We start from the raw sequence: 22,365 nt of genomic DNA on the forward strand, positions 1-22,365 counted from the left end.
CGCCTAATGGCCGAGTGCTCTGGCTATTTGGGTAGCTTAGCAAGAATAGCACTTATGAGTTGAAATTCTTTTTGGTCCAGCTGAAGTCGAGAGGTCATCCTTGATAAGCGCTGGGGTAGGGCGCGCAAATCCTTAGGATTGGCCAATTGTAATTGTACCATCAACTGCGTCAAGCGCTCATTAAGTTGTTGCGCTTGCTGATGGGTAATCGCTGGTTCATCCCATTCTTGTCGCAGCATGACGGCAAGTTGGTGCTGGCTATCATTAGCCGTGCAGCCTTGCTCAAGCTGATGCGCTTGTCGTTGATTTGCCTTTGAAGGGATAGCTTGCTGCGCCATCCTAGCAGAAACGTGGGATTGAATCTCGGCATAGATAAAGCCAGCAATCACTTGGACCGCTGCTGCGACATTCAATACCGGATAGTCAGGATTGGCTTGAATCTGAATATGATAATCTGCGAAGGCCAGCTCTTCATTGGTTAAGCCGCGATCTTCACGCCCGAATAGAATGGCAATATTAACGGGTGGATACTCTATAGTAGATGAGTCTTGCTGGTCACTAGACTGATTATCCCTTTCCGCGTGCTCTTCAATAAAGCGGCGCATAATAGTAGCAGCTTGAGTGGGTGTTACTACTGGTCTTGGCAGATGCCGGCTGCGACTACTGGCTGCAAATACTAGCTGGCAGGACTGCAAGGCTTCGGTAAGAGAGCTTGTCACTTGAGCGTCGTTTAGGACCTTAAGACCACCAGCGGCATGTGAGACACTGCTGTCATCAATGGGCAGCTTAGGCTCAACCACCGTTAACTGTGACAACCCCATCGTATGCATAGCGCGTGCTGCCGAGCCAATATTCGCAGGTAAAGTGGTGTTAACCATAACCACTTGAATACAGCCTAGATAGTCAGGTACTGACATCACAGGTGAGTTGCTATCAATGCTGCTGCTAGTGTGTTTATCGATCGTATTGATATTGGCCTCGCTAGTTATTGATTTATTGATTGTCGAGTCAGTGGTCGTTGAGCTATGGGTTGTTTAGCTACTGGTTATCGAGTTGCTGACTAGTATGCTTTTTGTGCCACAGTATGGTTGTCAATCCCATGGTGGTCAATCTTAATACTAGCAGTTAGGATTATTGATGGCCCAAGCGTTGGTTTATCTCCTGCTGAACCAAGTATAGAGTATTCTCGATACTGTCCAGTAGCGCTGCTTGGGCACTGATTTGTTGCTCGCGGCAAGCCTCTTGAAGCTGATGACACAGCTGAGCTAATTGAGTAGCGCCTAAATTAGCGCTAGCGCCTTTAAGGGTATGGGCAGCATCATATCCAGTCGCATTATCATTGTTAAGTAAGGCGCTGCGTAAGGTAGTCAGCCGAGCTTGACTGTCTAAGATATACGCTTGAACCAGATCATCAAACTCATCATCGAGTAGATCGCGCATCTCTTCAAATTGTTCAGAATCGATTAGCGAGCGATCCGTGTTATCCGTAGAAGATTGCGACATAACAGCTCCTTAAATATATTTGCTTTATTATTGCCAAGGGTTAGCAATAAGTCTTGGTCGACAGTAGTTATTCTATGCAGAAATAGCTGACAGTATTATTATACACCTTAAGTCTGTGGCATAAAACGAGGGCACAACTGTCTACCCTGCTCATAACATTCTGTTAAGAGTGCTTTAAGAAAATCACTTTAAGAGAAATGAAAATGTAAGTTCTCTTCAGCGACGATAGTTTTTAGTCCTTGAATATTGTCATCGTTAGGGTAGAGCCGCCAGTGGTCTGATAGGCTAACATTGGCAATACCGAATTCTTCATAGATACTTAGCCCTAGCGGTAGGCAGCCATCTTGGGTATTTTTAGCTATACTCGATACAGGAGCGCTACTCAGCGAAGCGTTCTGCATTAGATCATTGCCCTGTTCGTCATACAGTCCGGGGGCATTCATGCTACTGGCATCAGCAAAATAGTCAGCCTCGCTATCATCGTCGCCGTGGTCTAAGAGTTTGGGCGTAATGTCAGGCTGAGCCGACTTGAGCAAGGGCTGAATACGATCGAGTAGAGCGACATCTGCTGAATGGACTTTGATACTGATTTTCTTAATCCAGCGCAGGCGAGCCTCTACCATACTCAGCACGTCTTCTAAGCGGGCGAATAGCCTGCCATCTCGCTCACGGATACTGCCTTTGACGACGACGACTTCATCAACTTTTAGATTGTCTTTGAGCCGATTAAAGCGCTCGGCATAGCAGCTAACCTCCAAGCGTGAAGTGCCATCATCCAAGGTAATGACGCTACGGTTACCAAAGTTGGCAATATCCATAATGAGACCGGAGAAATAACAAGCGCCATTATAGCCTGTGTCGGCTAGCTCATCTAAACGCGCACCGCCAGTGTAGCGCTTTAACTCTTCTCGATAGATATCAATGGGGTGTCCAGTCAGATATAGGCCCAAAGTGTCTTTTTCGGCCTTTAGTCGGTGCTTGTCCCCCCAAATTAGCTCAGCTGATGATGGTAGAGGCGGCGCTGCAATAACGTTATCATCGCCGCCAAACAGGTCCATCATGCCGATCTCTTGATTCTGCCGCGCTTGCTCTGCCGCTTGCACGGCATTAGGCAATTGTGCCATCAGTGCGCCGCGAATCTCAAAAGCTCGGTCTGCTGGTAAGTCTGGTCTCAGGGTGGCAGCGAAATCATCAAAGCAGCCAGCTCGCACTAAGGCTTCTAGCGTACGCTTATTGACCTTTTTGATATCGACGCGGCGACAGAAGTCATATAGGTCTTTGAAATCGCCTTCTCGTTTGCGCGCCTCAACGATAGATTCGACAGCACCTTCGCCCACACCTTTAATAGCGCCAAGGCCATAAATAATATTGCTGGCTGTGTCAGCAACAAAGTGCCACTCACTACGATTGACCGAGGGGTTGTCTACGGTCAGGCCGAAGTTCTCACGGCAGTCATTAATGAAGAAGACGACGTTGTCCGTGTTGTTCATATCTGAGGTCAGTACCGCCGCCATAAACTCAGCAGGGTAGTGGCGCTTTAGGTAAGCGGTTTGATAGGCCAAAACGCCGTAAGCAGCAGAGTGTGATTTGTTAAAACCGTAGCCCGCGAACTTCTCCATAAGATCAAAGACACCGCCTGAGGTCACCTCATCGATACCTTGAGCCGTAGCACCAGTGACGAAGATGTCACGCTGCTTAGCCATTTCTTCAGGTTTTTTCTTACCCATTGCTCGGCGCAGCATGTCTGCCCCGCCAAGACTATAACCTGCCATCACCTGTGATATCTGCATTACCTGCTCTTGATAGACGATAACGCCATTGGTGTTCTCAAGGATGGGCTCAAGATTTGGGTGATCGTACTCTACCGCTTCACGGCCATGTTTTCGATCGATATACATCTCTACCATGCCCGCATCAAGTGGGCCAGGACGATACAAGGCACACATGGCGATGACGTCCTCAATGTTAGTCGGCTTAAGCTTGGCAAGGTACTTTTTCATCCCCATACTTTCAAGCTGAAAGACCGCGGTAGTCTTGGCATCTTGCAATAGCGCATAGGATTGCTTGTCATCAAGTGGCAGGTCTTCTAGCACAAGTGCAGCCTTGCCTTCTTTTTGTCGGCGGCGGTTGATATTTTCTACAGCGGCGTTGATCACCGTCAAGTTGCGTAGTCCCAAAAAATCGAACTTGACCAGACCGACAGCTTCGACATCGTCTTTGTCAAATTGACTGACGCGGTGACCTTCTTCATCACAATAAATGGCACTAAAATCAGTAATTCGGTTGGGTGCTATAAGGACACCACCGGCGTGCTTACCGACATTTCGGGTGATGCCTTCAAGCTTGATGGCCATCTCCCAGATCTCGTTGGCATCTTCATAATCCATATTGTCTGGATTGGACAGCAGCTCCTTGAGCTGAGGCTCTTGCTCTAGAGCGTCTAAAAGAGAGATACCAGGTGTCTTCGGGATAAGCTTGGAGATTTTGTCAGCTAGTCCGTAAGATTTACCTTGTACTCGCGCCACATCACGTACGACAGCTTTGGCAGCCATTGTACCAAAGGTGATAATCTGCGATACGGCGTCACGACCATATTTACTGGCGACATAGTCAATCACTCGATCGCGGCCTTCGATACAAAAGTCAATATCAAAGTCGGGCATGGAGACCCTTTCTGGATTCAAAAAGCGCTCAAATAGTAGATCATAATGTAGCGGGTCAAGATCGGTAATATTTAGTGCATAAGCGACCAAAGACCCTGCCCCTGAGCCACGTCCTGGCCCTACTGGTACGCCATTGGCCTTGGCCCAGCGGATAAAGTCCATAACGATTAAGAAATAACCGGGAAAGCCCATCGAGAGAATAATACCCAGCTCATGCTCCAGGCGCTCATCGTAAGGTCGGCGGATCTCATCCCAGTCATCACCACGCTCAGCAGGAGGGTAGAGCTTGTCTAAGCGGGCATTAAGACCACGCTGCGACTCATTACGGAAGAAGGACTCAATGGTCTCACCCTCTGGAACCGGGAATTCAGGCAAGACGTTAATACCGAGGGTCAAGGTGACATTGCAGCGCATAGCAAGTTGCATGGTATTGTCTACAACTTGCGGCAAATCTTCAAATAAGCTCTGCATCTCAGCTTGCGTCTTTAGATACTGCGCGTCAGAGTACTCTCTTGGCCGATTGGGATCAGCAAGCACATAAGAGCCAGCGATACAGACGCGAGCCTCATGAGCGTCAAAATCCTCTTGATGCAAAAAGCGCACATCATTGTGGGCGATAATAGGAATATTATGCTGGCTGCCAGCGTTAATAGCGGCTTCGATAAAGGCGTCTTCATTGGCTCGATTAGTGCGCTTAATAGCGAAGTACAAGCGATCTGCAAAGCTGGCTTGCCATTCATTAATAAGCGCTGCTGCCTTTTCAGGTTTAGCGCCTAACAGCATTTGACCCACATCAGACTTTTCAGTCAATAACACCACAACACCCTCAGCAAGCTCAAGAATTGCGCTGCGTTTGACGATAGGGACCCCGTGATTGGCTGGATCGTTCCGCCCTTCAATATAGCCCGCGGAGACTAGCCGAGTAATATTCTGATAGCCATCATTATTTAGCGCCAACAAAGTCAATCGTGTTTGCTCATCATCCATAATGACTTCAGCGCCTATAATGGGCTTAATCCCTGCACCAAGACAGGCGCGGTAGAATTTGACAGTGGCATACAAATTCGACAGATCTGTCAGTGCTAGCGCTTTTTGCCCATCTGCGGCAGCTGCCTTCACTAGCGGCTTGATGCGCACAATAGAGTCGGTGATGGAGAATTCGCTGTGAATGCCAAGGTGTACAAATGCCATAAAAGACTCTTAAAGTTAAACGAAGATTGTTAATCAAGTGACTCAGGTAGAACAACACTACAGATAAGACAGTAATTATAAGAAATAATAAAAGTAATATTATAGCTTAAGATTCGACTACGAGGGCTACGATAGCGGCTGAAACTGAATATCAGAATGCAAGTTTTTAACGGTCGAAATGATAACAGATAACCACGGTAATATCAGCCTGAATACCAAGGAGCTAGACTAAGCCGCGCTGGTAGTACCACTAATTTGTCAAGTGGCTCTAAAGTAGATATGGCTTGGGTTAACTAGGTAAAGGAGACTGACGATAAAACTTAACCATAATCTCGTAAATCTCAGGATAAGCCTCTACTAGAGCAGCTGGAGTTTCAAAAAATACTTCACTAAGCACAGCAAAAAACTCAGCCGGATTGCTCGCGCCATATCGATCCAGTCCAGGTTTTGGATGCCTCTGAAAGTCTTCAAACCCTTGCGTCATCGTCTCAGTCCACCTGCTAGGGTCCATGCCTGGTTGTAGTGGAGGGAAGCCATTGGCACGGCCGTTGAGCATGTCGAGCTTGTGCACAAACTCATGGATGACGACGTTGTGACCATCTCGCACACCAGAGTGCTGGGCATCCTGCCAAGATAGGATCACTGGACCACGTTGCCAAGCTTCACCGCTACGACTGTGATGATTCTTATGCACCACCCCTAGCTCATCGGTGGTACTGCTGTCATTGATGAAGGCTTGTCGATAAACAATAATAGAAGACCAACCTGAATACCAGTCAAGCCCTAGATGTAAAATAGGCAGGCAGGCTTGCAGGGCAATAGATTGTCTTACCTTGTCAGTGATCACAAAGCCCTTAGCTCCGGTAAATGACTTGTCATGCAAGAATAAGGTGGCTATCTTGAATAAGTGGCTTAACTCAGCGTCTGTTAGTCGGTCGAGTATGGGGATTTGATTGGCGACTGCCTGCCAATCGGAGGTGGAAAATTGACTTTGTGCCAGTATCCGCTTTTCTCGCCAGTCTTTGAATATACCGAACATTATTTATCCCTTTTATTTTTTAACGGACTATAGCGCCTGTAAGTTTCATTAGTCTTAACTTTCAATACAGTTTTGGTGGCAGTTATGACCAGCACTCTGTCATGTTCGCCAGCAACAGATCAAGCAATCAACTCATTTGTCAAACTGGAGACTTAATATGAGCACTATGTATAAAGCTGTATTTGATGACTTTGTTCAAGCGCAGAACACAGTCTATCCACAGGTTGTAGCAGAGCTGACTCAAGGCCGCAAGCGCACACATTGGATGTGGTTTGTCTTTCCGCAGCTGATAGGGCTAGGCCATAGTGCAATGGCGCAGCGTTTTGCCTTAGATAGCCTAGATCAAGCAAAAGCTTATTTGCGCCATGAGGTGTTGGGCACACGGCTATTAGAATGTGCAGAGCTATTGTTGGTCCATACTGATAAAAGTGCTCTAGAAATTTTTGGCAGCCCTGATAATTTAAAGCTACACTCTTCACTCACTCTATTTGCATTGGCAGCGGATAACGGCTCAGTATTTGAGCAGCTGCTACAGCAGTTTTTCTTAGGGAGATATGATGCAAAAACTTTGGAGATTTTAGGGATGTGACGCTATGTCAAATATAGTAAAGTCCAGCGGCTGTAACGAACAGCTTTATTCAGTTAAATCATGATTTATTCAATAGACGCTTATAAATAAGTGCTGATGACTGTCTACGAGGGGACGTGCCAGATGACTAAAATACTGTAAACATAGCCACTCATCATCACCGTTCAAGCCCAGTAGTTGCTACTGCTTGACTGAAATAAATTAGTCTTCGATGGACTCGGTGTGGTTCATTGAGACTCTTCGAATATATGTATTACATTTTGTAGATGTTTCTTCATCGCATCGTGAGCTGCTTGAGCATCCTGATTTTGAATGGCGGTTATAATTTCTTGATGTTCCAGCTGGGAGCGTAAAGGCATGTCTTCGGGAGTGTATAGGCTGCGCAAACGGCTAAAAAAGTCCGTGTAATGTTTACTGAGTAAGAAGGTCAGAAAAAAAGCGTAGGCATTATTTTGGCTAGACTCGGCAATACGGATATGAAACAGACGGTCACCAATATGTTCAGTTGACTGCTCCAAATTATCCCGAACATTCATCAAAAAAGCTTCCTTGATATCTTCTAATTGTGCCTCTGTACGATTTTTAGCAGCCAACTCTGCCAAATAAGGCTCAATCAGTAGTCGCGCTTCCAATATTTCGAAGGGCGTAATCACCGCGTCTTCTTGTAAGTGTGGAGACAACAATGGATGCACTGTTGTGTTAAATCCTGTCTGTGGATTGGCAGTATCTTGATGATCGTTGATGACATATACACCACTACCTAATTTAACCTCAACAATGCCGTTGACTTCTAAAGCAATCATAGCTTCTCGTACAGAGGTGCGGCTGACACCTAGCTGCATGGCTAAGTCTCTTTCAGGGGGCAGTTTAGATCCTACCTTATAGACTCCGGCTTTGATATCTTCTTGAATTTTATTAAAAATATTTTGATAAATACGAGTTTGCTGCATAAATTTCAACTTAAATTAAAATTGGTCTTGCCAATAATAGGAAAATATTATAAATTGGCTGGACCTTATGAGAGTTTTTAGTTGTCTGGATCATAAATTGGTCCGTTCAATTTTGAGCTTAACTTCTTATTATAAAGTAAAAGTCAAGGATGAAAAATGAGATTGCTAAATAAAACTTGTGTCATCACAGCAGCTGCTCAAGGTATTGGTCAGGCCACCGCCATTGCATTTGCGCGTGAGGGAGCGCATGTTATTGCTACAGATATTAATCTAGAGCTGCTAAATGAGCTTAAAACACAGTTTGACAACATTACAGTGGAATACCTAGATGTCACTGATAAAGAGCAAATAGATGAGTTTGCAAAAAAATATCAAAATGTGGATGTATTGTTCAACTGTGCTGGCTGGGTACCTGCAGGTACAATCTTAGAATGTGACCAAGATCAGTGGGATCGAGCATTCAAGATCAATGTAGATTCGATGTACCACATGATTAAGGCCTTTTTACCAGCGATGCTAAAAAAAGGCAATGCTTCGATAATCAATATGTCTTCTGCCGCATCTAGTATAAAAGGTGTCCCAAATCGCTTTTCTTATAGCGTCACTAAGGCTGCCGTTATTGGCATGACTAAAGCTATTGCGGCAGACTATATTCTGCAAGGCATCCGCTGTAATGCGATTTGTCCAGGTACCGTCGATTCACCATCTTTGCATCAACGTATTGAAGCGCAAGCGAAAGAGCAAAATAAAACCGTGGATGAAGTATACCAACAGTTTGTGGCACGTCAACCGATGGGCCGAGTCGGTAAAGCAGAAGAGATTGCCGCTTTGGCACTGTTTTTGGCCAGTGATGAATCTGCGTTTACCACAGGTACAATCAATATGATTGACGGTGGTTGGTCGAATTAGTCAAATTAAAGGCATATTTGATTGATTAAAAAATGAAGGCAATAGCGAAGCAATAAGCTATTGAGGGTATTTAGTCAAAAATGAAGTGCTAAAGGAATAAGCAATGAAACTTTTAAGATTTGGTGCAAAAGGGCAAGAAAAGCCAGGTATTGTGGATCAAGATGGCAACATCCGTGATTTATCGGCTGTAGTCAGCGACATTCATGGTCCAGTGTTAGCAACTGAATTAGATAAAATCCGTGCTTTAGATTTAAACACATTGCCGAAAGTAGAAGAAGGCGTACGTATTGGTGCGTGCGTTGGCAATATAGGCAAGTTTATTTGCATAGGCCTAAATTATTCCGATCATGCCGCTGAGACAGGTGCAGAAGTGCCAGCAGAGCCTGTGGTATTTAATAAATGGACCAGCGCAGTGGTTGGACCAAATGATGATGTGGTTATCCCACGTAACTCCCATAAGACTGACTGGGAAGTTGAATTAGGTATCGTCATTGGTAAAGACGGTAGCTATATCGACAAAGAACAAGCCATGGACTACGTAGCGGGTTATTGCGTAATTAATGATGTGTCTGAGCGTGCCTTTCAACTTGAAGGTACAGGTACATGGGATAAGGGCAAAGGCTGTGAAACTTTTGGTCCAACCGGTCCTTGGTTGGTGACCAAAGACGAAGTGCCAAATCCGCATAATTTGAAAATATGGTTAGAAGTAGATGGCCATCGCTATCAAGATGGTAATACTAATACTATGATCTTCGATGTACCAACCATTGTCAGTTATCTTAGCCAATTTATGGGCCTACGAGCGGGTGATGTGATCTCGACGGGCACTCCACCAGGCGTAGGTTTGGGTCAGACTCCGCCCGTTTATTTGAAGCCCGGTCAAGTGATGCGTCTTGGCATTGAAGGATTGGGTGAGCAGCAGCAAAATGTGATTGCTGCCGAATAAACATAACTCTCCTCTGCAATCTTAAGACAGCCTCTTATTTATCATTTACATTGTATTCAATGTCAATGAATAGGGAGGTTGTGTCTTAAAGAAATGTTTTTTACAAAAATTGTTTTTACCAAAAATGACGTTAAAAATGGATTTTTACAATGCTTAAAATTACAGACCTTGAAGTCTTAGACATCAGATTCCCCACTTCTCAACACCTAGACGGCTCGGATGCCATGAATCCTGATCCGGATTATTCTGCTGCTTATGTCATTTTAAAGACAGACAATGATGCGCTTTGCGGTCATGGTCTGACTTTTACCATTGGCCGTGGCAATGAAATTTGCTGTGCTGCTATTGAAGCGATGCGTCATTTGGTGGTTGGCTTAGATATTGATGAGGTTAAACAAAACCCTGCATTAATGTGGCGTCATTTGACGTCAGACAGTCAATTGCGTTGGATTGGTCCAGACAAAGGGGCCATGCACTTAGCGACAGGCGCTGTAGTTAACGCCATTTGGGACTTATGGGCAAAAAGTGAAGGTAAGCCGGTATGGAAACTGGTAGCTGACATGACCCCAGAACAGGTGGTGAATTGTATTGACTTTAGTTATATCACCGATTGTATTACACCGGATGAGGCGCTGACATTATTAAAAGCGAACGCAGTAGCTAAAGACCAGCGTGAGCAGACGCTACTACAAGAAGGTTATCCTTGTTATACCACTTCTGCAGGTTGGTTGGGCTATAGCGATGAGAAACTAGCACGCTTGTGTCAAGAAGCGATAGACGAAGGCTTTAATTACATTAAGTTAAAAGTTGGTCGTAATGTCGAAGAAGACATTCGCCGCGTGAGCATTGCTCGTGAAATTATCGGTCCAAACCGCCATTTGATGATCGATGCCAATCAGATTTGGGAGCGTCAGGAAGCCATTGACTGGGTAAAAAAATTGGCGTTTGCTAAGCCTTGGTTTATTGAAGAACCCACCTCTCCAGATGATGTAGAAGCTCACCGCGCTATCCGTCAGGCCATTGCTCCAATTCAAGTGGCCACAGGTGAGATGTGTCAGAACCGTATTATGTTCAAGCAATTTATCATGCGTGAAGCCATTGACGTTGTTCAGATTGATGCCTGCCGTATGGGTGGGATTAATGAAGTGTTAGCTGTGTTATTAATGGCAGCCAAATACGGACTGAAGGTATGTCCACATGCTGGCGGTGTAGGTCTATGTGAATATGTTCAACACTTGTCCATGATTGATTACTTGTGGTTCTCTGCTGAAAAAGATGACCGTGTCACTGAGTTTGTCGATCATTTGCATGAGCATTTTATTGAACCATGTGTCATTGAAAACGCAGCCTATATGCCACCAAAGCTACCAGGTTTTTCGATTGAGATGAAGGCTGCGTCTATTCAGCAATATTTATTTCGTGAATAGTCATAAATATAAGACAGGTCTAGCCGTTTTAATAGGATGTAGAGCGACTCATATCAAAGGATGATTGATAGGCGAGTAATCAAGGAGGATTTGCAGCAAAAACTGCAATGAGACTTTCTCGGAGTGATTCTTTTAGGGTCAGCGGGATCATCAGAAGTATGGGAAGCGATTAACAAGGAGTGTTAAGTGATCGATAGCCATTTACATTTTTGGGAATATTCTGCGGATGAGTTTCCTTGGATTCAGGGGGATTTAGCTCCTATTGCCAAGGATATGCTACCAAAAGATTTATGTCCGCAGCTGACGGATAATATCGATGGCATTATTGCAGTACAGGCAAGACCATGTGCAGCGGAAAATGACTATCTCAGCGACCTTGCACAGCAATATGCGCTGATCAAAGGGATTATTGGTTGGTTCGATTTTGAACAAGATGCCGATATGCAGTTAGATGCATTTAAGCGTAATCCGAAGATGAAAGGCTTTCGCCATATGCTCCAAGATGAAAAAGATCCTAGTGCTTATATGACACATCATAAAGGATTCAATTTAGGGGTTGAAAAAATTCAGCAGGCAGAGTTGTTATACGGCGTCCTAATTCATCAAAAAGATCTTGATGCAGCGGTGCAGTTTTGCGAGCGTCATGACCGTTATGAGCTAGTGGTGGATCATTTAGCAAAACCAAAAATGTATAGCAAAACAGGTTTTGATAGCTGGGTCAATATGATGCAGCGACTTGTACCTCTAAAGCACGTTAACTTAAAAATTTCGGGCTTAGTGACAGAGGGTGGTCCTAATTGTAAAGCTGAGGATTTTCAAGCTCACGTTGATACGGCATTAGAGCTATTTGGTCCAGAGCGTTTGGTTTGGGGCTCAGATTGGCCTGTGTCCTATGCCACGCACTCATATGCTAAGTTAATGGATTTTTGGCAGCAGTGGACGCGGCACTGGAGTGAATCAGAGCGGCTACAAGTTGAAAGTGGTACGGCCCAGCGTCTGTATAAGTTATAAACAATACAGCAGTCATTTAAACCATTTAGATCAATCAACTACTTAGATCAATCAACGACGAAAACTGTGAGCTCTGAATCTTTACAGCGATAGAAAATAAATATAGGAGTACATTTTAATGGATTTAAAACTTAACAATAAAGTATTTGTGGTCACTGGCGGTGGTGCGGGAATTGGCGGCGCAATTAGTTTGACCTTGGCGCAGGAAGGGGCTGTGGTAGCGATCTTTGGCCGTTCTGACTTGAAGCCAGAGTTTATTGAAGCCTTAGATGCACAGCAGGCAGTTTACTCTTTTCATCAGCTCGACTTGAGGGATGAAGAAGCCTGCAAACGAGAAGTTGAAGCAGTGATTGAACAGCATGGTCGCATTGATGGCCTAGTGAACAATGCCGGTGTCAATGACAATGTTGGGTTGGAAGATGGCGTTGACGCCTTTAAGCAGTCATTAGATAAGAACCTGATTCACTACTTCATGATGGCTCACTACTGCATTCCACATTTAAAAAACAGTAAAGGCAGCATTGTTAATATCGGTTCTAAAGTGGCTTTAACCGGTCAAGGTCATACCAGTGGCTATGCAGCATCGAACGGTGGTCGCTTGGCTTTGACCAGAGAATGGGCGGCGCAATATCGCAATGACGGTATTCGAGTAAATGCAGTACTGCCAGCAGAAGTCATGACACCTTTATATCAACGCTGGGTTGATAGCTTTGATAACCCACAGGAAAAACTTGCACAAATTACCAAAAATATTCCTTTTGGTCATCGTATGACCACAGTTGAGGAGATTGCAGACACCACGGTATTTTTATTGTCAGAACGTTCATCGCATACCACAGGCCAATTGCTGTTCGTGGACGGTGGCTATACACACTTGGACCGTGCATTGGATTAATTTAATTAAATTAAACTTTGAAAGCCAGTGCCGATAAAATAACTTAAGCAGGAGAGCTTAAATGAAACGCTATTGCTTAGCGCTTGATCTAATAAAGGATGCGGAAAAAATAAAGCAATATCAGGAGTTCCACCAAAAAATTTGGCCTGAAATTGCTGATAATATCAAGCAGCGTGGTGTGCTAGATATGCAAATTTGGCAAGTAGAAAACCGGCTGTTTATGATCATGGACACTCGAGATGATTATGATCCAGAAGTAGCCAATAAGATTGCTCTATCTGAACCGAAAAACGTGGAGTGGGAGACGTTGATGTCTCAGTTTCAGCAGCCACTACCAAGTGCTATGGCAGATGAGAAATGGGTTGAGATGACAAAAATATTTGATTTGAACTCTTAAATTGATGCAAGGACGAAATAAGGTATAAGGATGTAAAATATGAAAGCGAAAATAACAGAACCACAATTCAGATTGGGCTTTATGTTGGTCACTACACTGTTCTTTATGTGGGGCCTATCATATGGTTTAGTAGATGTTTTAAATAAGCATTTTCAGGAAGCGCTGCATATTACTAAGGCGCAGTCAGGCCTAATTCAGGCGGCCTATTTCGGTGCTTATTTTGTCATTGCGTTACCTGCAGGTTTGTTTATCAATAAAAAAGGCTATAAAGCGGGTATTATTTTAGGATTGTCCTTATATGCCATTGGTGCTTTGCTATTTGTACCGGCAGCAATGCAGTTAACGTTTAGTTTTTTTCTTTTTGCATTATTTGTACTAGCTTTGGGATTGGGCTGTTTAGAAACAGCAGCCAATCCGTATTCAGCGGCACTGGGTGACCCTACGACAGCAGAACAACGCTTGAACTTATCTCAGTCATTCAATGGTCTTGGTCAATTTTTTGGCCCACTAATTGGCGGTTTATTTTTCTTCAGCGATAGCGGCGTAGAAGCCTCAGGGGATTTTACTGCTGTCACTTACACCTATGTCGGCATTGCGGTTATTGTGATTATTTTGATTGCATTATTTGCCAAAGCCAACCTACCGGACTTACGTGAAAGTGAAGCAAAACTTGATGCAGCTAATATTAAAAATAGTAGCGCCTCATTGTGGTCATATAAAGAATTTAAATTCGGCGTAATTACTCTGTTTTTCTATGTGGCAGCACAAGTTGGTGTCGGGGCATTCTTTATTAACTTGATGGTAGAAACGTGGCCACAAAGCTCAAGCCAGCAAGGTGCTTACTTCTTGTCCATTGCGATGCTTGCCTTTTTGATTGGTCGCTTCATTAGTACAGCACTAATGTCCAAGATCGCTGCAAATAAATTATTAATGATTTATGCCATAATTAATACAGCGCTTTGCGCAGTGATTCTTTCAGGTACTGACTATGTTTCGGTAATTGCTGCAATCTCGGTTTTCTTCTTTATGTCGAGTATGTTCCCGACTATATTTGCAATGGGTGTGAAGAATCTAGGGTCTAAAACTAAGATTGGTAGCTCGTTTATGATCATGGCGATTGTTGGTGGTGCTGTGATGCCATACTTCATGGGGAAAATGGGTGATCACTTTGGAACACATGTTTCATATGCATTACCATTAGTGTGCTTTCTCATCGTGTTTGCTTATGCTTTAAGCTACAAAAAAATCGTGCCAAACTCAGCGAATATTGCAGCTAATTAAAGTAGTGCCTATATGGGCAGTTGATTATAATTAATCCATCGCGATTAAGCTGCCTAACTGCGATTGCCACCCCAAATCTAACCTAGCTTGCTAGGAAGGACATAGAAAAACCTCTTAGCCTATGAGGCTCTAAGAGGTTTTTTTATGTCCAAAATTGTCTTAATAGCTAGGACGTGTCCTTATTTTAAGCTTCGTGAGCTAATTGAGGGTATGCCCTAGTAGATTCTAACCAAGAATATATTCTTCTACTACTTTCTATAGTTGGCCCACAGTAAAGCTGTTACGTTGTCATCCTCACTAGCCATACTGCTGTATAGCCTGCGCTCGGCTTGCTTGTATCAATAAATAGACATCATTAAACACTTAGGCCGACGTTTATCAGGGTTTTAGGCAGGTTGAGGGATGTGAAGGGGTGTCTAAATATAATAGATGGTGCGCTCACCAGGACTCGAACCTGGATCGGTCACTTAGGAGGCAACTGCTCTATCCTGTTGAGCTATGAGCGCAAAATAATGACGATCTATCAGTAATGTTAAATTGTTAGAAAGGCCTATTTAAAGGTCAAAGTGAACTAAACCAAGCTATTGTAAGAAAAAGTCTTAAATAAAGCAATGTGCAAACGCTGATAACTGGCCTATTATGGCGCTACTATAAGAGCATTACTAATCATCACAGTAATAAATAATGCAGCTTTAGTGCTACTGTTAGCGCGCAAGTGCTGATTGCTCCTAAAAACAGCCATAAATAAAACAGCAATAGCCAAGGCAGCAAAAAAGCTATGGCTATTAAGAAGTCTTGATGCCTGAATCATTAAATAGATCCGCGACTTGGTTTCGATAACCATCAATATTGTCATAACCGAATTGGACAAAGATATCTTGCCCCATACTCGATAGGAGATAGTTACGTAGACTAATAGCGCCCGGTTTGTCAGTTAACTGAACCCCCATTAAGCGCTGCTTTTGTTGCAGGCTATAGCTAAAAGGCCGCACGTAAGATTCGGCTGCCAGTAAGCTCTGACTATCGTCGTTAGGCTTATTGGCTATGCTTTGGATGCGGTCTAGAGTTTGAGCGGTAATCGGCTGCGCGAAGAGGAGAATGTCTTGATGGTGCACAGCGCAATCCTTACTTATCGGTGCTGAATTGGTATAAGTCGCTACCACATTTAAATCTGTATAGCGCTGTTTAAAGCTTGTGATAAGAGCATCCAATGCGGGTTGAATGCTACGATCGGCACACAGCTGAATATGAGACGACGTGGGGTTGACAGTGACAGCCTGCGTGTCAGAAGTCACTAAACCCACAGTTTTAGCGCTAGTAAAACTGTCATTAGCAGCGGCAAGAAGGTCTGCACTGGTGGCAGGAATCGGTAGCGGGTTGACATTCAAGCTATTTCGTTGCCACATCCAGCTTAAGGCAGCCATCAATAAGGTCGTCGTCAATAAAATTAGGCCAATCAGTATGGCTTTGATTTTTTTCATACAAGCAGTCTTAATACAATCAAGTTAGGGCAGAGAAGGACGACATAAAGATATCATCTAAAATCGGGTGTTAACGACGTCCAAGGTGGTGTGAGTGGACGACTCAGCGAGAATGCAGAACTTCATCGGCAAGCTCTGCCAACATATCGTCAAAGATATTGCCACTGGAGGGTTGCGTTGATTGTTTTGCCCTGCTCTCAAGCTGACCTGTCAAAGGTGAATCAGTCGTTTTGTTGGTTGGAGTAGTATCTATCGCTGGCGCAGGCGTATCTTTATCTTCGCTTGATTTGGCATGACCGGCTAAGGGAGACTCGCCTTTGGTAATAATATCTTTTAGCCAATCAAAACCATGGGTTAGCCACCAATCTTTAAACTTAGGGAAGCTAGTGCCATGCAAGTTTTTAGGCAAGTCTAGCGTTCTAAGCTTACGGGCTAATTCAGTATCTTCAATATATTGATTGTGGCTAAGGAATAAAGCATTTGGATCACCACGATAGGCCTGCCTACGCCACCAAGAAGCCACATCAAGCTTCATTCGAGTCAGCTGCCACAGCTCACCGCCATGATAAATCACATAGCATCGCCGCTCGGGGTGGACAAAAATGGCATCAACAGGACGCAGTGGCATAGTCAGGTTACCTTAGTCAAAGTTGGAGACGTCGATCCACTTATTAAGGCAGATCAACAATTGAAAAATAACACTTAGAAATAAGTTAAAGATCACACATTAACGTAAAATTTGCAGCTTATGATAGCATGACTCTTGAACAATCCTCAGCAAAGCCACATTATCTTGCTCACAATCAGGCATTAATAGCATGAGAACTACTGATTTATAGTCTTTCTTTAAATTCTCAAGTCAATTCTAACGCGCAACGCTAAAAATATAATGGCTGAAGATGCAATCGATAATTCTTACCTTTGGAGCGGTATGGATTAAGCACTATGCGACAACTACTGTCGTAAAGGGTGCGATTTGCCGGTCATTTAATGGCCACTTACTAGTATTTTAACAAGGTTCGTGGCACTCTATTTTACTAGAAGGGCATTTTGACTTTATATCTTCTAAGCTCAGTATTTGTAAAAATATCAAAAAACCACCTCTAGATTATTTTAAATTATTGAATAGATTCGTCTCTTAATGCTTATCAAAGTAGCTTCTAGTTGTCGTTGTAGGATATGGCTATAGTCATTCCTGTTTAAAAAGCTCCAACACGAGTCACTGCTATACACCCTTTGGCTAGTGGTCATGAGAGGCCCAAGGTAGGTGGATAGCAGTGACTTTGTGTCAGAGCTAGAATGTATTGACTATCGTCCAAACATTACAAGATGCAGCCATTTGATTAGAGCGTTATCCTAGGTTTTATTTATGTTTACCATTATCCAATCCCACCGCACTGAGCGTTTGGTTTCGCATTTGCTCAAAGCTTACCAGTCTAAGCAACACGCTATCTTTGATGAGTTTATAGTTATCGTGCCGTCGATGGTTTTGGGCGATTGGCTGGATAAGACTATTGCCAGCCGTGCGGGGATTAGTACGCTAGTGACGACTAAGTTTTGGGGTCAGTATCAGTGGACCCTTATGCAGGATGTGCTCTCGAAACACAACGCTTGGCTTGCTGAGGGTAACCCAAATACACCTTTATTAAATGTACCCGAAGTTGCCGTTCTGTCGACCACGGTAATGCAGTGGCGATTGTTTGGTTATCTGACTTATTATCGCCAGAGTATTATGGAGGATGAAAGTCATCCTGTGCACCCCTTGTTAGAGTCATTGCTGGGCGATGATAGTGACCCGGTGCAACAGGAGACGCGGCTGTGGCAACTTGCTACCGATCTTGCTCGGGTGTTTAACCGCTACCTGACCCACCGAGATAACTGGCTCAACTCATGGTCAAATAATGAAGGCCTTGATGTCGAAGCTATGATTAAAGAAAAAGATGAGCTATCAGAGCGCTTTGACCAACACGCCAGTCAAACGCCACCTTGGTTGACTGCTCATTATTGCGAGCTTGAAGTGGCGCAGCGTCATCTTTGGCATCATCTATTTGCTGGCGTGCACCAGCATCGAGTAGCTATTGAGGAGCTGTTTTGGCAAGCATTAGAAGACAATCAGGCTAATGAGCGCCAAGCCTTGCCTAAGGCGCTACGCATTTTTACCATTCAGCAGCTGCCGCAAAACGAGCTGGACTTTTTGCAGCGTCTGTCGCGATACACTAACATTACCTTGTTACATTACAATCCCTCTAAGTTATTCTGGGCAGATATTGTCGATAAAGTCTGGCTTCAGCGTCAAAAAATTATTAATCCAAAGAGTGTATTCCTTCGTGATCATGGTCATGCACTATTATCACGGTTAGGCAAGCAGTCGCGAGAGACTTTCGCTATGCTGGCAGGTCTTTCGGGAAACGAATTTCACGACGATATTGTCATTGATTGGCAAGATAGGTTTACGGAAGAAGATGACCCTGACTATGAGTCCGAGTATAAACAAGCAAGCTTAGCGTATTCAGCAACGGATAGCAGTGGCGCTTGGGCAGACGACTATCCCCATGACAGCTTGCTGGCGCGACTGCAAAATGACGTGTTGATGTTAGATGAAGCGGCGACTCAGCAAGCCACAGTGGGCCGAGTCAGTCAAGCGTTGGGCGAGCAGTTGCAGATGGACTTTGCCGAACTTGATGCCGAGCCTGATGATTGGCATTCAGACGCTACGCTGCAACAAAAGCGCTTTGTAAAGCATCGCGAATGGAATGTCTCAGAGCAAGATAATAGCCTAAGCATTCACGCTTGTCATAGCTTACAGCGCCAACTAGAGATCTTGCGCGGTATGATTGGCCGCTGGCTCAATGAGCGCAACCCTGATGGCAGCCGACGGCACGTCTCAGATATTGTGGTGCTATTACCTGATGTCGATCGCCACCATGCCTTAATTAATTCGGTCTTTGTCGATGGAAAAGGTCAGGATGGGCTAACGCTACCAGCTAAAGTGACGGGTGTTGTCGATACGTCTATTCGTCAGCTGTGGGAGGCTGTTAGCGGCTTTTACCGATTGCTTGGCAGTGAGAGTGCACGGTTTGAAGCGCCTGAGGTTTTGGACTGGCTCATGCTGCCGCCGCTGTACGAGAGCTTTGGTCTTACTCATGAGCAGATGAGTCGTGGTTGTGATCTATTAATTCAAGCCGGTTTTGTACGTGGCTTCGATGAGCAGCACCTGCAGCAGAGTCTAGACACCCATGATTATGATTATCGCTTTAGCTTTGCCCATGCGCTAGACAAGTTGACCTTAGGGCTGATCATGCCTGAGGCGAAGGTGAATGCTAGTCTTTATCCCTTACAGTGGCCCGATAATGTGCTACCCGAGAAGACCCTACCACTAGCTGGTATCAGTCTAGATGACGCGCCGTTGATTGAAGCACTGTGCCGCATTTATCAAGGGCTTGTGGCACGTCGAGATGACCATAAGCAACGCTTACAGGCTGAAGAGTGGCTTAAGCAGATTGAGTCGCAAGTGATCCATACTTATTTCGCTGCAGTTGACCAAACGCGTAGTATGCGGGCGATTTATCAGGCCATGAACGGCTTTAAATCTAGTCTGCGTGCCAATCGCCATTATAGGCATTACAGTAATACTGATGGCGCTAATGATGAGGCAAATAACCTTGAGCAGCGGCTTAGCAATGTCGAAAAACTGCCGTTGAAGCTGAGCTTTATGCTCGACAGTATTGAGGATGAGTTAGAGAGTCAGCAAGTCAGTGCCGAGCCGACAGGGGTAATTACCTTTGGTCGGTTTGGTGCTCTGCGCAATGTGCCCTTTGGGCTGGTCGTCATGTTAAATATGAATATCTCTGAGTTTCCCAATCGTGACCGTGACAACCGATATGACTTAATGAAAGCCGGGATAGCACAGCGCGGTGATCGCTTTAGTGAAGATGATGATAATGGCGCGTTTTTAGACGCGCTACTGTGTGCTCGCTCTGCCTGTTGGATATTTTATAATGGCCAAAGTCTCACTGATACTCATGAGCATCTACCGGCCAATCCCGTCAGCGAATTGCTACAGTTCTTGCAAGGTGAGGTCAAATGGCAATGGCAACCGCTTGATAGCGTAGGCGCTGGTGGAGGTATAAGTAGTGAAACAGATTCGGCAACGACTGAGCAGATTCAGCGCTACTTACCCAAGCTAGTAGAGCGCTGGCTTGTGACGCATCACCCTGCACTGCCTTTCGCCCGTGATTTATTTGAGGTAGACAGCGCACTCTTTAATGACAGCCATGTGTTGAATAATGGCAAGCGTTTAAACGCTTGCTCAGCGACAAATGCTAGTGAACCTCTAAGTATAGGACAGGGGGCGGATATCGATGCAACTGTTGGTAATAACGAAACTAGTCATAAAAACCAAGTTAGTAATAAAGCTACTGAGGATGACAGTTGGCGACAGTTGCTCGATACTGCCATGCAGCGGACGAAGCTAGAACAACGTCGGCAATACCCTCCCGCGAAGGTCTGGCAGTCGGTGTTTAATGAGCTGAATAAGCGCAAGATAAATAATAACGGTAGGGGCAAGAGTTATGATGAATACGACGATGTGACAGTCAGAACCTCTGCTCCTAGTATTGAACGGACGGTAACGCTACCGACGCCGCCACAATATCGAGCTTTGGCCAAGCTACTAGGTAATAACTCTAGTTACTCACAGGCTGCTGAGCTCACTAATAAAGAGTTGGCAGAGATTGTCAAGCTGGTTAGTGTTGATAATCATCATCTTACTGAGGCAGAGCTTGCCAAAGCGCTGCGTCAAAGTATCTTTGCCATTGAGCAGATAGATATTCAGTCGCTGCTATGGCAAGTACGCCATCCTGCCAAGCAGTTTTTACGTGAGCAGCAAGTGCTGATAACTCAAACAGAAGCGTCGCTATCACGGCAAGAGCCTCTGTCATTGGATAGTCTTACCCGCTATCAAATCGACGATGAGCTACTAAAGCATCTACATGCCAATCATACAAGTGATCCAGATTCTCACGAGTCTTCCTCTACTAGTTCTGCTACCAGTCATAGTGCCGATGATAATCTTCAAGTGCTAGTGTATGACAAAATGATACCGGCAGGGGTCGCTCGGCAGACGACCTTAAGCCATCAACTGGCTAAGCTACAACGCCAATGTGATGACTTTAAAGCGCAGCTGCAAAAGCTGGACATTGATATAGACAGCCCTGATTTCCCTGCTGCGGGGGAAAGCTTATTGACCCCAACCCAAGAGGTGACCACCAAGGTTAATCTGACCCAAGTTTATGCAGCGTTATCTAAAGACGCTCAAGCTGAGTCTTCTACTGAAGCTACTGAGTCTAAAGCTATTGGCTTAGAGGTGATTAAAGAGTGGTTGCCCAACGAGCTTTCGCTAAAAGGGGCGGTGCCTTGTGCAGAAGCTACAGAATATAAAGTCTGGCTAAATATACTACCAAACTCTGCCAGCCCCAAGCATTTACTCCGTTTTTGGCTGGCACATCTTTATTGGCAAGTGGCTCGTCATACCACACCTGCACAAGTTGCTACAGATAATGGTCGCAGTATTTGGCGTTTTAATAGTAGCAGCTCGCAAGTTAAAGCCTATAAAGATATCGTAACCTTCGAGCTGAAGCCTATTATCTACGAGCAAGCGGTCATGCAGCTGATAAAATGGGCAATTTTTGCGAATCTTGCAGGACAAGTACCGATGACCCTTTTGCCAAGCTATGCGCTGATTTATCTTGATAAAGTCAAAGAGGCCGCTACACCAGATAAAAAGACAGGTGAGGTAAAGGTTTATTATCCAAAACGCAGTGATTTTAGCGACTGGCTAGCACCTGGGTTTCATGCGGATACGGTTTACGATACCTGCTCGCAGCATGCCATCTGGCAGTATGTACTGCTAGGGCAAGGCGATGTATTTTCTGCGTTATCAACGTCATTAACTACGTTGGCTGTGCCTATGTATCAGCCTATGTTTGAAGCCCTTGTACCCATAAAAGAATAGACAGGGCACTGTGCCAGCAGAGGGTAATAGAGCTGCAATTTATCCTTTGCTAACGCGCTATAGACTTTAC

16 protein-coding genes and 1 tRNA gene are annotated in these 22,365 nt (G+C 44.7%); 9 read left to right on the plus strand and 8 right to left on the minus strand.

All coding sequences use genetic code 11. From position 1 onward, the window contains the following. Positions 1-23: 23 nt before the first annotated feature. From EGV92_RS08815 to EGV92_RS08830, 4 genes are all read right to left on the minus strand, one after another. Positions 24-917: an RNA methyltransferase gene (locus EGV92_RS08815; protein ID WP_131669081.1), complete on the minus strand. Its 894-nt coding sequence runs from the start codon at positions 915-917 to the stop codon at positions 24-26. 214 nt (positions 918-1,131) lie between these two features. After that, complete coding sequence (locus tag EGV92_RS08820) at positions 1,132-1,503, minus strand: Hpt domain-containing protein (protein ID WP_131668891.1); 372 nt, start codon at positions 1,501-1,503, stop codon at positions 1,132-1,134. Positions 1,504-1,691: 188 nt separating this feature from the next. Beyond that, positions 1,692-5,357: a DNA polymerase III subunit alpha gene (dnaE, locus tag EGV92_RS08825; protein ID WP_131668892.1), complete on the minus strand. Its 3,666-nt coding sequence runs from the start codon at positions 5,355-5,357 to the stop codon at positions 1,692-1,694. Between the two features lie 289 nt (positions 5,358-5,646). Next, complete coding sequence (locus tag EGV92_RS08830) at positions 5,647-6,396, minus strand: M90 family metallopeptidase (RefSeq protein ID WP_131668893.1); 750 nt, start codon at positions 6,394-6,396, stop codon at positions 5,647-5,649. Positions 6,397-6,553: 157 nt separating this feature from the next. Between EGV92_RS08830 and EGV92_RS08835 the strand changes: the two genes are divergently transcribed. After that, a complete protein-coding gene (locus EGV92_RS08835) occupies positions 6,554-6,985 on the plus strand; it encodes a DUF1810 domain-containing protein (protein ID WP_131668894.1) in 432 nt (143 codons plus the stop codon). A 227-nt stretch (positions 6,986-7,212) separates the two neighbouring features. On the opposite strand, the gene EGV92_RS08840 is transcribed toward EGV92_RS08835, so the two are convergent. Continuing rightward, positions 7,213-7,935: a FadR/GntR family transcriptional regulator gene (locus tag EGV92_RS08840; protein ID WP_131668895.1), complete on the minus strand. Its 723-nt coding sequence runs from the start codon at positions 7,933-7,935 to the stop codon at positions 7,213-7,215. A 156-nt stretch (positions 7,936-8,091) separates the two neighbouring features. Here EGV92_RS08840 and EGV92_RS08845 point away from each other — a divergent pair, with 156 nt between their 5' ends. The 7 genes from EGV92_RS08845 (at position 8,092) to fucP (ending at position 14,801) form a co-directional block, all read left to right on the plus strand. Then, complete coding sequence (locus tag EGV92_RS08845; protein WP_131668896.1) at positions 8,092-8,844, plus strand: SDR family oxidoreductase; 753 nt, start codon at positions 8,092-8,094, stop codon at positions 8,842-8,844. Between the two features lie 103 nt (positions 8,845-8,947). Further along, positions 8,948-9,790, plus strand: a complete 843-nt coding sequence (locus EGV92_RS08850) for a fumarylacetoacetate hydrolase family protein (protein WP_131668897.1) — start codon at positions 8,948-8,950, stop codon at positions 9,788-9,790. Positions 9,791-9,939: 149 nt separating this feature from the next. After that, positions 9,940-11,217, plus strand: coding sequence for an L-fuconate dehydratase (locus EGV92_RS08855; RefSeq protein WP_131668898.1), 1,278 nt, complete (start codon positions 9,940-9,942; stop codon positions 11,215-11,217). Between the two features lie 186 nt (positions 11,218-11,403). After that, complete coding sequence (locus EGV92_RS08860; RefSeq protein WP_131668899.1) at positions 11,404-12,228, plus strand: amidohydrolase family protein; 825 nt, start codon at positions 11,404-11,406, stop codon at positions 12,226-12,228. A gap of 118 nt (positions 12,229-12,346) precedes the next feature. After that, entirely contained in the window at positions 12,347-13,123 is a 777-nt protein-coding gene (locus EGV92_RS08865; protein ID WP_131668900.1) for an SDR family oxidoreductase, read from the plus strand. 61 nt (positions 13,124-13,184) lie between these two features. Then, entirely contained in the window at positions 13,185-13,520 is a 336-nt protein-coding gene (locus tag EGV92_RS08870) for an L-rhamnose mutarotase (RefSeq protein WP_131668901.1), read from the plus strand. Between the two features lie 39 nt (positions 13,521-13,559). Beyond that, positions 13,560-14,801 carry an L-fucose:H+ symporter permease gene (gene fucP / locus EGV92_RS08875; protein WP_131668902.1) on the plus strand — a complete coding sequence of 414 codons (1,242 nt, stop codon included), beginning with the start codon at positions 13,560-13,562 and terminating at the stop codon, positions 14,799-14,801. 430 nt (positions 14,802-15,231) lie between these two features. On the opposite strand, the gene EGV92_RS08880 is transcribed toward fucP, so the two are convergent. The 3 genes from EGV92_RS08880 to EGV92_RS08890 form a co-directional block, all read right to left on the minus strand. After that, positions 15,232-15,307, minus strand: a tRNA-Arg gene (locus EGV92_RS08880). A 279-nt stretch (positions 15,308-15,586) separates the two neighbouring features. After that, on the minus strand, positions 15,587-16,282 hold the full coding sequence (locus tag EGV92_RS08885) for a hypothetical protein (protein WP_131668903.1): 696 nt from the start codon (positions 16,280-16,282) through the stop codon (positions 15,587-15,589). A gap of 103 nt (positions 16,283-16,385) precedes the next feature. Beyond that, positions 16,386-16,910, minus strand: a complete 525-nt coding sequence (locus EGV92_RS08890) for a hypothetical protein (protein ID WP_131668904.1) — start codon at positions 16,908-16,910, stop codon at positions 16,386-16,388. Positions 16,911-17,651: 741 nt separating this feature from the next. Between EGV92_RS08890 and EGV92_RS08895 the strand changes: the two genes are divergently transcribed. Further along, the gene (locus EGV92_RS08895) at positions 17,652-22,295 is read left to right on the plus strand and encodes an exodeoxyribonuclease V subunit gamma (protein ID WP_131668905.1); all 4,644 of its coding nucleotides are present in this window, start codon (positions 17,652-17,654) and stop codon (positions 22,293-22,295) included. Positions 22,296-22,365 lie beyond the last annotated feature (70 nt).

Origin of the sequence: Psychrobacter pygoscelis, from assembly GCF_004335015.1 — a bacterium.
Lineage (GTDB): Bacteria > Pseudomonadota > Gammaproteobacteria > Pseudomonadales > Moraxellaceae > Psychrobacter > Psychrobacter pygoscelis.